Raw genomic sequence first — 12,250 nt, 5'->3', positions numbered from 1 at the left:
ATTTATGAAATGTCAGATATAAAGCAGAAAGAACAATTAGTAAAGCATTTAAAGGCAGGAGAAGCCTTTGTTCCCTTAGAAGATTTTATAGAAAAAATTCCTTTTGAAAAATTAGGTGATCGTCCATATAATCTACCGTATTCCTTTTACGAGATTTTTTATCATATAGTCTTTGCACAAAAGGATATTCTGGAATTTTCGATTTCAGGAGATTACAGAACATCTAAATGGCCTGATGATTACTGGCCAAAAGAACCGGCTCCTAATTCTGCAGAAGCCTGGGAAAAACTCAAAAAGGATTATTTCGACGATCGCAGCATTTTAGAAAGTTTCCTGTTAGATCCAAAAAACGATCTGAATCTTGTGGTTAGGAATTCTAAAAATCATACCCTGCTCAGGGAAGTTATGCTGGTCATCGAGCATACAGCCTACCACAGCGGTCAATTGGTAATGATCTTACGTCTACTGGGCCTTTATAAATAATTGGCTCTAATTCTGACTTTATTTTCAGATATTTGCAGTCTTAAAAAAGCATAAAATTTTCAATATATGGCAGACGATAAAAAAGTAATCTTTTCAATGTCTGGGGTAACCAAGACATTTAAAAATGCGAATACCCCGGTTTTGAAAAATATCTACCTTAGTTTTTTCTATGGTGCAAAAATCGGTATTCTCGGTCTAAATGGTTCAGGTAAATCTACTTTGCTTAGAATTATTGCCGGGGAAGATAAAAACTACCAGGGGGACGTGGTTTTTTCACCAGGTTATTCAGTTGGGTACCTGGAGCAGGAACCGAAGATTGATGAAGATAAAACTGTTCTGGAAGTTGTGAAAGAAGGTGTTGCTGAAACGGTGGCTATCCTGGATGAATACAATAAAATAAACGATCAGTTCGGATTGCCAGAGGTTTATGAAGATGCCGATAAGATGCAGAAGCTTATGGACAAGCAGGCCGCACTTCAGGATAAAATAGATTCCTCTAATGCCTGGGAACTGGACACTAAACTGGAAATTGCAATGGACGCCTTGCGAACTCCTGAAGCCGATAAAAAAATCTCGGTACTTTCCGGAGGGGAAAGAAGACGCGTGGCCCTTTGTCGATTATTGCTTCAGGAACCGGATATTTTACTTTTAGATGAGCCTACCAACCACCTTGACGCCGAATCGGTGCATTGGTTAGAGCATCATTTGGCGCAGTATAAAGGTACGGTCATCGCGGTAACCCACGACCGTTACTTCCTGGATAACGTGGCTGGTTGGATTTTAGAGCTGGACAGGGGAGAAGGTATTCCGTGGAAAGGAAACTATTCTTCCTGGTTGGACCAGAAGTCTAAACGAATGGCGCAGGAACAAAAGCAAGCCAGCAAACGTCAAAAAACTTTAGAGCGCGAACTGGAATGGTCCAAGATGAATCCTAAGGGAAGACAGGCCAAACAAAAAGCACGTTTAAATAACTATGATAAGTTGTTGAGCCAGGATCAAAAACAAATGGACGAACAACTGGAGATTTATATTCCAAACGGGCCCAGGCTTGGTACCAATGTGATCGAGGCTAAAGAGGTTAGTAAAGCGTTTGGCGACAAGTTACTTTATGAAGATTTGAACTTTAAGCTACCTCAAGCAGGAATTGTGGGGGTAATTGGTCCAAACGGAGCAGGTAAAACCACTATTTTTAAAATGATTATGGGGGAGGAAAAACCCGATAAAGGAAGTTTTGAGGTAGGAGAAACAGCAAAGATTGCCTATGTAGACCAGGCACACTCCAATATTGATCCTGAAAAAACCATCTGGCAAAATTTTAGCGACGAGCAGGAATTGATCATGATGGGAGGGCGCCAGGTGAATTCAAGAGCTTATTTAAGTCGATTTAACTTTAGTGGTAGCGAGCAAAACAAGAAAGTGAATATGCTATCCGGTGGGGAAAGAAACCGACTTCATTTGGCGATGACCTTAAAAGAAGAAGGAAACGTATTGCTACTGGATGAGCCGACCAACGATTTGGATGTGAACACACTTAGGGCGTTAGAGGAAGGTTTGGAAAATTTTGCAGGTTGTGCGGTGGTTATTTCCCACGACCGGTGGTTCCTGGATAGAATTTGTACCCATATCCTCGCTTTTGAAGGAGATTCTCAAGTGTATTTCTTTGAAGGAAGCTTCTCAGATTACGAAGAAAATAAGAAGAAGCGTTTGGGTGGCGATATTATGCCAAAACGTATTAAGTATAAAAAACTTGTAAGATAGGCTTACTGGTTTTCTTTGAAATAACCTCACAGATTTTCAAATTTGTGAGGTTTTTTTTTGGTGCGCCGTGCAAGGCCGTGTTACTTGACAGGTAAAGTCCGTTAGGAGGGTTTATAGCTGTGGGACTCGATCAAATTATTTATAAACTTTGATTACCTATAAACGATGAGGGTTGGCCGCTCGAAATCTACATTCAGGCATAAGGTTCAAACCACCTACATATTGTTGCATTTAAAAGGTTCGGTAAAAAGCGTTGTAGAAAAAAGCATCCGGCCTTTGTCGTCAACACCCCCAAGACCAACCCCTGGGTTTCACAATAATGCGAGTTACGCACGGATCCCTATTTTCCTGCTCGATTGGCTATTTAGTCTCTTTAGGCTTCCTTTCCTTTTTAGGGGGCATAGGACCTCTGAGATGAATAATGAGCCCGTTTAGGAAATTTCGCAGAAATTGATCGCCGCATTCTACATATTTCGGGTGATCTTCAGCCCTGAAAATGGCCCCAATTTCACTTTTGGTTACTTTAAAATCTACCAAGGCGCAAATCTTTACAATATCGTCATCCCGCAACTTGTGAGCGACCCTTAATTTCTTGAAAATATCGTTATTAGTTAATCCCATAGGGCAAATTTAGGATTTTCATGAGTTTTGCATTTAATTTTCCAGCTTTAATTGTTTTTCAATAGCGTTTAATTTTTTGATATCTATTTCACTCTTGATAGCCGATTTAGCATCAGCGATCATATTTCTGGCTTCTGCCTCCAGTACCTGATAATAATTGTCGTCAACCGCTTTTTGAGATTTTAAGTAAAAAAACAACATACCCAGTTTCTGAATAATGATAATATCATGTTTGCAATAAGTCCTTATAGGAGCTAAGACCTGGTAAAGGAGGACGTCGAAATCCACACTTCGCATTTTTATCAAGGTTTGGTTATCTGCCTTCAGAAATTGTTTATCCTGCTTTTGCATTCTCAGGGCCAAAAGTTCAGTTAGATAATCAATGGCATTTAAGGCTGTCCCGGGGTCATTAATGCCAGGCGACATGGATTTTACAATAATTTCAGTTATTTGTTTGAAGGCCAGGACATAATTGGTTTCCACAAGTTCGCCCCGGGCAAGGCTAAAATTTGAAAGCACTTTTTTAAGCGTTTTTTCATCAAGTTTTTCCCTTGATTTAAAAAGGGGTATCCCATTTAGGACAAAAATTCCTTTTATGGGCAAAATTTCGATTTGAGTGCCTTTTTCCTTACAAATATCCAGGAGGTTATCCGAAGAGAGATCCTGAAAATATCCGCTTTTTTCAGAATGATACTCGTACCATTTTTCGGTTTTAGGAAAATCCTGAGAATTGTTTTCCTCTGTTTTTAGCAGGAAATTTAAACGCGTTTTGGCCTGACGAAAAATTCGGTCAAGAATATTATTAATTTGAATGCTTTGTGAAATATTATGAATGAAATAAATAAAAGCTCCAATGCAAATCACAGTAAAGATAATTCCTACCAGGACTGATAAACCAGGGGTCTGAAAAGAATCTCCTTCTGGTTGAACGGAAACCGCAACAAAGATACAATAGAGAATTGTTGCCAGGTAAATTCCTAAAATCACCTGGTGATTTTTATCAGAAATAAGACCGGGTAACAATCTTGGGGAGTAATTACTGGCAGCCTGATTTAGGAGCACCATAACCATAGAAAAACTGAAAACCATCATAGAGATAAGACCGGTGATGCATGCAGTTAAGATACTCAGGGCGGTATTACCATTATCTACCACTAACATTGGTATTTGTTCTATGAGATCTTTAGAAGCACCCTGGTTTTCGAAATAAATAAGTGAAAAAGCGATAAGAAAACCAAAAATCGCAAAGACACTGGGGTAAAACGCGATTTTACTTTGGAGATTGGAAAGCAGAATATAAATGCGATTGAAAAAATGCTTCATTTAATTTTTACTGGAAAGTTACTGAAATCCCATTAAATCTACCTTATTTAATTTAATTGACAAAATGGCGTGAAACTTCTGAATAAAAATGCCAAAAAGGCATAAAAATTGAATTGGAATTTAAATTGCTATTGGTTATACAAAACATAAAAGTATAACCATAAAAAATAAATGTCATGAGTTTAATTAAAAGAAATGAGGCCAATTGGCTGCCAACGGTTTTCGACGATATGTTTAAAACTGATTGGTTAGGAGGAACCACTAACGTAAACAGCATTGGAACCAGTATTCCGGCGGTAAACATTCAGGAGACCGAAGATAATTTCAGTGTAGAAGTTGCTGCTCCCGGTAAAACCAAAGAGGATTTTAACATTGAGCTGGATAATGATGTATTAACCATTTCCTCTGAAGACAAATCGGAAAAGGAAACCACGGAGAAAAACGGAAGGTACACCAGGAAAGAATTTAGCTACAGTACTTTTAAGAGGGCTTTCAGCCTACCTGATTCAGTTGATAGCGAAAAAATATCTGCTGCTTACAACAACGGAGTTTTGGAAATTTTGTTACCCAAACGCGAAGAAGCCAAAGTTCAGGCTAAACGATTAATAGACATTTCGTAATTGAAATTTCTAAGAAAGTAGTAAAAAGCGTCTCCTAATTAGAGGCGCTTTTCTTATTTAAATGGTTTTTTACACCCGATAGATATACGGAATCGAAATTTTATGCGTTAAAAAGAAACCGGGAACTCTATGATTATTTTTTATTATTGATATATTTACCGGCAAAGAACAGACCTACTAAATCTATTTTTTATGAACAGATATTTTCTACTGATTTTTATTGGCATTTTCTGTGTTTCATTCGCTCAGGCTCAGGAATATAGTTTTGGAATAAAAGGTGGAGGTAATTACGTTATGGGCGGTGAATTAACAGGGCTGAGTTCTGGAGAAGGTTTTAATTCTGATACCTTTAATGCAGAATCTAAGTTTGGATTTCATGCAGGAATATTTTTTGAACTGAACTTCGGCAAATTCTTTGTTCGTCCCGAAGTAATTTATAATTCCATGGAAACCGAATTTGCATTTCCTGTACAAAACTCAGTTTATTCGGTGGAAAAATTAAGTATACCCTTGTTAATTGGCTATAATATTTGGGGGCCAATAGATGTCTATGCCGGACCCGCGTATCAGAATGTTATGAAGGCAACCTTGCAGGGAACAGAACCTATAAATCAAACCATTGTTGCGCAAAACACACCATTAGCTGCTCAAGCAGGTGTGAAGGTCGGGTTTGGCCGTTTCGAGATCGACCTTAGGTACGATAGAAGTTTGGCCTCGCCGGAAACTCAGACAATCGATATTAATAATGGAGATTACGGAGTGAACCGTGCAGAGTTTACCGATACCAGGTTAAACCAAATCCTTCTTAGTCTTAGTTTCAAAATAGGGGATAGTGAGTCCAATACCGGCCGCAGAAGAGGCGGAGGTTGTTATTTCTAGAAATAGTTATTCAGAGTAAAAAAGGCCTTAATTGTTAAATTTGCAATTAAGGCCTTTTTTATATGCATTATTCTAAAATATTCCGGTTAAAATCATTAAATTGATAAGTATATTTGCATGGTTAAATTTAACTGAAATGAATGATCTCTATTCCATTAAACCTAAAAAGCGCAAACGTCTCATTTTAATTTTAAGTGCTTTTTTTGTTTTGTTGCTGATTACGGAGTTTATTGAAAAAAGAAGTTTGAAAAGCATTGATGAGGATTTTTCTTCCCTGTATCAGGATCGTTTATTGCCCGCTTCTCAAATGTATGAGCTCTCTGAATTATTGCACGAAAAAAGGATGCTTTTTGAAAATATAAGTGATGATCGTGAATTTATTGCTGAATTAAATATAGAAGAGATTAATACCTACAATAATCAAATCGATCAAATTCTTCTGGAATACGGAAAAACTTATCTTGTAGAGCGCGAAGAATTATATTTCGCAGACTTTAAAAGGAACTATGAAGAATATTTACTTTTGGAAAGTACCATCCTTCAAAATTTAAAAGAGAAAGATTTTAGTACCGCAAACTATCTTATTAATAGAAATGCAAACGATTATTTCAAGACCTTGAATCTCAATTTGCATAATATAGCCAGCATTCAGCCGGAAGTGGGACAGCAGTTAATGGCTCATTATAAATCCAGTTCCGGAATTACTTCCCTATTGTACTATTTTAAAATTGCCCTCACCATATTGATCGGGGTTTTTGTTTTGCGGCTTTTGGGCCTAGAACAATTACTTAGGCAACCAAAACAGAAATTCGAATTGAATTAATAGTTGTAATGTCGATTTGAAAAAAAGAACCCCATAATTCTTTAGAATTACGGGGTGTTTAAGTAGTGATAATTATAAGCTTGGAGCGTTTCTTATTTTAGATCAAAACGATCCAGGTTCATTACTTTTTCCCAGGCTTTCACAAAATCTTTTACGAATTTCTCTTGTGCATCCCCGCATCCATATACCTCGGCTAGTGCTCTGAGTTCTGAGTTCGAACCGAAAATAAGATCTACCCTGGTCCCAGTCCATTTTTCCTGGTTTGAGGATCGGTCAGTTCCCTTAAATTCTGTTTGAGCATCTGAGGTAGCTTTCCAGGTTGTTTTCATATCAAGAATATTCACGAAGAAATCGTTGGTAAGTTGACCTGGACGATTGGTGAATACCCCATGTTTTGAGCCATCAAAGTTAGTATCCAAAACACGCATTCCACCTATTAGAACCGTCATTTCTGGCGGGGTCAAGGTAAGTAGCTGTGCTTTATCCACAAGCATTTCTTCAGCTGATGCAGAAATGTTATCCCTGTTTCTGGAATAGTTTCTAAAACCATCAGCATTCGGCTCTAAGGGCTCAAAAGCTTCAACATCAGTCTGCTCAGGAGTGGCATCTGTTCTTCCCGGTGTAAAGGGAACGCCAATATCAAATCCTGCATCTGCTGCAGCTTTCTTAACGGCAACACATCCTCCCAGGACTATCAGATCTGCAAGAGAAACTTTTTTGTTTCCAGACTGGGAATCATTAAAGGCTTTCTGAATACCTTCAAGCTTCATTAAAACTTTCTGCAATTGTGGGGGGTTGTTTACCTCCCAGTGTCTTTGTGGTTCTAAGCGAATACGAGCCCCATTGGCTCCACCGCGTTTATCTGAACCTCTGAAAGTAGAAGCCGAAGCCCAGGCGGTAGCCACCAATTGGGAAACGGTTAACCCGGAATCAAGAATCTTTTTCTTAAGTTCAGATACGTCTTTCTCATCGATTAATTCGTGATCTATTTTAGGGATGGGATCCTGCCAGATAAGTTCTTCGGAAGGTACTTCAGGCCCCAGATAACGGGATAGCGGGCCCATATCCCGGTGCGTTAATTTATACCAGGCCTTAGAGAAGGCATCTGCGAATTCTTCAGGGTTTTCGTAAAAATGCCGTGAGATCTTTTCGTAGGCAGGATCCTCTCGTAAAGCTAAATCTGTAGTCAGCATAAACGGGGCGTGGGTTTTTGTAGGATCGTGAGCATCGGGGACAGTACCGGCTCCGGCATTATCCTTAGGCTTCCACTGGTAGGCGCCACCTGGTCCTTTTGCACATTCCCAGTCATACTTAAAAAGATTGTCAAAGAAAGTGTTGCTCCACTTGGTAGGGGTATTGGTCCAGGCTCCTTCAATTCCACTGGTTATGGTATTTTCAGCATTTCCTTTACCCAGGCTGTTTTTCCAACCAAGCCCCATTTCTTCAATAGAACTGCCTGCAGGTTCTGCCCCGACATATTGCTCGGCATCTCCGGCTCCGTGGGTTTTACCAAAAGTATGACCACCTGCTATAAGGGCAACTGTTTCGTAATCATTCATAGCCATACGGCCAAAGGTCTCACGAATATCTTTTGCAGCTCCAACGGGATCGGGATTTCCGTTAGGGCCTTCTGGATTTACATAAATAAGTCCCATATGAGAAGCCCCTAGAGGACTTTCAAGTTCTCTGTTTTGTGAATATCTTTCTTCATTTCCCAGCCATTCTCCTTCAGAGCCCCAGTAAATGTCTTCTTCCGGTTGCCATATATCTTCACGTCCGCCTCCAAAACCAAAGGTTTGTAATCCCATAGATTCCAGTGCGCAATTTCCGGTCAAAATCATTAAATCTGCCCAGGATATTTTTCTTCCATATTTCTGCTTAATTGGCCAAAGTAATAATCGAGCTTTGTCCAGGTTGGCATTATCGGGCCAGCTATTTAGTGGTGCAAATCTTTGGGAACCTGAACTTGCTCCACCGCGACCATCACCAATACGATAGGTACCTGCACTGTGCCAGGCCATACGAATAAAGAAGGGGCCATAATGCCCATAATCCGCCGGCCACCAGTCCTGTGAATCTTCCATAAGATTAAAAATATCTTTTTTTACGGCAGCCAGGTCAAGGCTTTTAAATTCTTCGGCATAATTAAATTCTTCCCCCATCGGGTTCGACAAATTCGAATGCTGTCTTAAGATGGACAGGTTTAATTGGTTAGGCCACCAGTCTCGGTTTGAAGTTCCGCTACCGGCAGTTTTATTTAGAGAACCACCCATAAAAGGGCAGCGACTTGATTCGTTTACTTCCCAAACTTTGTGGTTATCGGAGCTTTTTGAATGATTGTTGTTTTCCATAATTTGGAGGGTTTTAATGATTTAATACTCTAAAAATACTATAATTTTTTCTTATAGAATTTCATTTTCCATACTAAAAACCTATTGTCATTAGGTAAAATCTATAATTAAATCCTACTAAAGAATTGTAAATTATTAAAAATGTGAATTGTATAATTATTTCAGCCCATTATAAAGGTAAAAAGAACTAACTTTAGATGGCTTCAAAATCGATAGAAATTATAATAAATCATCTATATAAGTGGGGACTGAGAATAATTTTATCGCAAAAAATGCCATCGTTATCATAGCGCATCCGGATGATGAAACACTATGGTGTGGGGGTATGATCCTGACACATCCCGAATGTAACTGGTTTGTGGTTTCTCTTTGTAGGGGAAAGGATGCGGAAAGAGCTCCGAAGTTTTACCAGTGCCTTAAAATTTTAAAGGCTAAAGGTATCATGGGAGATTTAGACGATGGGCCGGCTCAAACTCCTTTGAAAAATAAAATAGTGAAAGATGTGCTGCTGGATTTATTACCAGATGAGCCTTTTGATTTAGTAATAACCCATAATCCTTCTGGAGAATATACCCGACATCGAAGACACGAGGAAGTTAGCCGGGCCGTAATCGAGTCATGGTATCAGCATAAAATTTCGGCAAATGAACTTTGGACTTTTGCCTATGAAGACGGGAATAAAGAATATTTACCCAGGGCAGAAAAAATGGCCTGGCAATTTCCTTTATCTGAAAAAATCTGGAAGCAAAAATACACCCTCATCACTCAGACCTATGGATTCCCTCCAGAGGGTTTTGAAGCTACAACCACTCCTAGGATTGAGGCTTTCTGGAAATTTAATAATCCACAAGAAGTATATCAATGGTTGCAACAAGGTGGTAAATTAACAGCAAACTAAAGGATAATAAGATGAAAATATTAATGCTTTATGATTATCCTCCATCTCCCGGAGGCCTGGCTACACAAGGAGATTTGCTATACAAAGGATTATTAGAGCTCGGGGTAAATGCCCAGGCTGTACATTTTGAATCAGCCCAGGAAAAAGAATGGTATTACCGCTGGTTCAAGCCTGATGTTGTCGTGGGAGTAGGCTACTGGGGACATACTCCAGATTTGATTCTTCACCCCCAAACACAAGGGGTTTTGCCAGTGCCCTGGTTGGTGGCCGATGGATACATTGCCAATTATCAAAAGGTTTTGAACGAATTACCTCTTATTTTGGTCACCTCCAATTGGGTAAAGGAAATGTATGTGCGAGATGGCATAAACCCAGATAATATTGAAGTATTGCCTGTGGGTTGCAATACTGATGCATTTATTCCTTTTGAAAAGAATGATCCCAAAATAATTGCAGTTCGGGAGGCCCTGGGTATTTCAAAAGATCAATTAATGATTCTAACCATTGGGGGTGATGCGGCTTCCAAAGGGGCCAGAGAAGTAATGGAGGCTCTAGCTATAATAGATGAGAATTCCCCAAATTGGAAATACATATGTAAAGTCTGGCCGCAACCCAGAACAAAAGCGCAAAATTTATTGGATCGAGAACTGGCACGTAAGCTTGGTCTGGATGAAAAAATCATCTATGCAACCAATACCATTTCCAGAAACTTTATTCCTTATTTAATAGGTGCTTGTGATATTTATGCAGCTCCTTCACGGCTTGAAGGCTTTGGGATGCCCCAGATTGAGGCTGGTGCATGTGGTAAACCGGTAATCGGCATTAGTGCCATGGGAATGTTGGATACGCTGGTGCATAATGAAACAGCCTTACTTGCTGGGGTGGCTCAAAAGATTGTAACCAAGGAAGTTATTCTGGGCGAAGAATCTGGATTTGAGAGCAACCATAAAATAGTATTTGATACCCCGCGTACGGTAGATTATCGTGCAGATGTTCAGGATATAGCAAAGCACCTATTAAGTTTAATGCAGGATAAGACCCTTCGGGAAAAGATGGGTCAAAACGCTAGAGCACGGGTGATTGAAAACTTTGATTACAGAGTAGTTGCCAGAAGGTTTTTACAAATTCTGGAGGATAAATTGGGGTTGGTTTAAAAAAAAATAATGACATCAGATAATTTATTAGCAATTGGTTTGGCAAAGCAGGCAGCTATTGCTGTTCTTCTGCATAATTCGAAAGGTCCCTTTCAAGGTTTACCTCGTACAGCTGGGTGGGGATATCCAGAGCCTTATACCCGAGATTTAATGTTTTCTGTACTGGGGATCGTAGTTTCAGGCAATGCCGAACTTTTAACCAGTATCCGTCAAGTTTTAGACACCCTGGCTAAAACTCAGACTGAAAAAGGGCATATTCCTTCATTGGTTCATGATAGTGAAAATAGGGGGGCAAGTGATACAACACCTCTATTTTTACTGGCCACGGAAATTTTTAGAAAAACTGTAAAAGAACCTGACTTTCTAGATAAGGCTGTCAAAAAATCTTTACTGTGGATGGAATATCAGAGTCCCAAGGATCGCTGTCTCGTCGCCCAACAACCTACCAGCGATTGGCGGGATGAACAATGGGTACTTGGTTACGGGCTTTATGTAAATACACTGGTATATAGTTATTTACAATTAATGGGTTTCCATAAGCGTGCCAGGCAAATGCATCAGGAAATGGAGGAATTTATCCTTATCAGGGATACCAAGGATCGCCCGTTACAAGAGGATCTGGTCACAAGAGATAAACCTTATTATGCTTTTTGGACTTATAAGAATTTTAAAAGTGAAAGATTCGATTTGCTTGGAAATAGTCTTGCAATTCTTTCAGGAATGGCCTCTTCTAAAACAGCAGATGCCATTATTGAGTGGGTGGAGAATGAATGTACAAAAATGAAAGCCCGAGGAATACTTGCTGTTGATTTACCGCCAAACTTTTATCCGTTTATCAATCCAGAGGATCCGGATTGGCATAAGCGCTATGCCGATTACAATTTACCGGGGAACTACCATAATGGAGGGGTATGGCCTTTTATATGTGGACTTTATGTAGCATCTCTTGTTGCTGCAGAAAAGTATGAATTAGCTGAAATAAAACTTTTGGAGCTAACTAAACTTATAAAAGCTCCCAAAACAAAAGACCTGGAGTTCGGATTTAATGAATGGTTTAAATCACAAACCGGCCAGCCCATGGGGCAGGATTGGCAAACCTGGAGTGCCGCAATTTATCTTTACGCCGTGAAATGTGTTGAGGAGAAAAGAACCCTTTTTTTTGACGAGATAAGAGAAGCTTCATTTAGGGGGAATAGTTAATTTTTTTATTCTAAATGATCTAATTTTTGGTAAAAGTTAACAGCTGTAATTTCAAAGCTTAAGAGAAATAAACTTATCTTTAAAGACGCTTCCGATTTGATTTCCTAATCCTGGTTTTTTAGGTAGAAATATGCATTCCT

At 39.3% G+C, this 12,250-nt stretch carries 11 protein-coding genes; 8 read left to right on the top strand and 3 right to left on the bottom strand.

Annotated elements, in window-relative coordinates:
• The first annotated feature begins 9 nt into the window (after nucleotides 1-9).
• Both DET49_RS11850 and ettA read left to right on the top strand, forming a co-directional pair.
• Entirely contained in the window at nucleotides 10-483 is a 474-nt protein-coding gene (locus tag DET49_RS11850; protein ID WP_133548316.1) for a DinB family protein, read from the top strand.
• A 66-nt stretch (nucleotides 484-549) separates the two neighbouring features.
• Nucleotides 550-2,241, top strand: a complete 1,692-nt coding sequence (ettA, locus tag DET49_RS11845) for an energy-dependent translational throttle protein EttA (RefSeq protein WP_133548315.1) — start codon at nucleotides 550-552, stop codon at nucleotides 2,239-2,241.
• Between the two features lie 360 nt (nucleotides 2,242-2,601).
• On the opposite strand, the gene DET49_RS11840 is transcribed toward ettA, so the two are convergent.
• Nucleotides 2,602-2,862 carry a DUF1456 family protein gene (locus tag DET49_RS11840; protein ID WP_133548314.1) on the bottom strand — a complete coding sequence of 87 codons (261 nt, stop codon included), beginning with the start codon at nucleotides 2,860-2,862 and terminating at the stop codon, nucleotides 2,602-2,604.
• 33 nt (nucleotides 2,863-2,895) lie between these two features.
• Nucleotides 2,896-4,185, bottom strand: a complete 1,290-nt coding sequence (locus DET49_RS11835; protein ID WP_133548313.1) for a DUF2254 domain-containing protein — start codon at nucleotides 4,183-4,185, stop codon at nucleotides 2,896-2,898.
• 176 nt (nucleotides 4,186-4,361) lie between these two features.
• Here DET49_RS11835 and DET49_RS11830 point away from each other — a divergent pair, with 176 nt between their 5' ends.
• The 3 genes from DET49_RS11830 to DET49_RS11820 all read left to right on the top strand — a co-directional run bounded on the left by DET49_RS11830 (nucleotide 4,362) and on the right by DET49_RS11820 (nucleotide 6,507).
• Nucleotides 4,362-4,805, top strand: coding sequence for an Hsp20/alpha crystallin family protein (locus DET49_RS11830; RefSeq protein WP_133548312.1), 444 nt, complete (start codon nucleotides 4,362-4,364; stop codon nucleotides 4,803-4,805).
• A gap of 192 nt (nucleotides 4,806-4,997) precedes the next feature.
• Nucleotides 4,998-5,684, top strand: coding sequence for an outer membrane beta-barrel protein (locus tag DET49_RS11825; RefSeq protein ID WP_133548311.1), 687 nt, complete (start codon nucleotides 4,998-5,000; stop codon nucleotides 5,682-5,684).
• A 136-nt stretch (nucleotides 5,685-5,820) separates the two neighbouring features.
• On the top strand, nucleotides 5,821-6,507 hold the full coding sequence (locus tag DET49_RS11820) for an MCP four helix bundle domain-containing protein (protein ID WP_133548310.1): 687 nt from the start codon (nucleotides 5,821-5,823) through the stop codon (nucleotides 6,505-6,507).
• 92 nt (nucleotides 6,508-6,599) lie between these two features.
• Here the strand turns inward: DET49_RS11820 and katG are convergent, their stop codons facing one another.
• Nucleotides 6,600-8,858, bottom strand: coding sequence for a catalase/peroxidase HPI (gene katG / locus DET49_RS11815; RefSeq protein WP_133548309.1), 2,259 nt, complete (start codon nucleotides 8,856-8,858; stop codon nucleotides 6,600-6,602).
• Between the two features lie 241 nt (nucleotides 8,859-9,099).
• On the opposite strand from katG, the gene DET49_RS11810 reads away from it, so the two are divergent.
• From DET49_RS11810 to DET49_RS11800, 3 genes are read left to right on the top strand one after another with little or no spacing between them, the layout of a single operon-like run.
• Nucleotides 9,100-9,756 (top strand): PIG-L deacetylase family protein, encoded by a 657-nt coding sequence (locus tag DET49_RS11810; RefSeq protein ID WP_243729631.1) that lies wholly within the window; start codon nucleotides 9,100-9,102, stop codon nucleotides 9,754-9,756.
• Between the two features lie 11 nt (nucleotides 9,757-9,767).
• Nucleotides 9,768-10,910: a glycosyltransferase family 4 protein gene (locus DET49_RS11805; protein WP_133548308.1), complete on the top strand. Its 1,143-nt coding sequence runs from the start codon at nucleotides 9,768-9,770 to the stop codon at nucleotides 10,908-10,910.
• 9 nt (nucleotides 10,911-10,919) lie between these two features.
• Nucleotides 10,920-12,110: a glycoside hydrolase 100 family protein gene (locus DET49_RS11800; protein ID WP_133548307.1), complete on the top strand. Its 1,191-nt coding sequence runs from the start codon at nucleotides 10,920-10,922 to the stop codon at nucleotides 12,108-12,110.
• Nucleotides 12,111-12,250: the final 140 nt, after the last annotated feature.

Source organism: Salegentibacter sp. 24, assembly GCF_004362395.1.
Classification (GTDB): domain Bacteria; phylum Bacteroidota; class Bacteroidia; order Flavobacteriales; family Flavobacteriaceae; genus Salegentibacter.
Note: the sequence above shows the minus strand (reverse complement) of the source record. Positions and strands in the feature narration are given on the sequence as shown.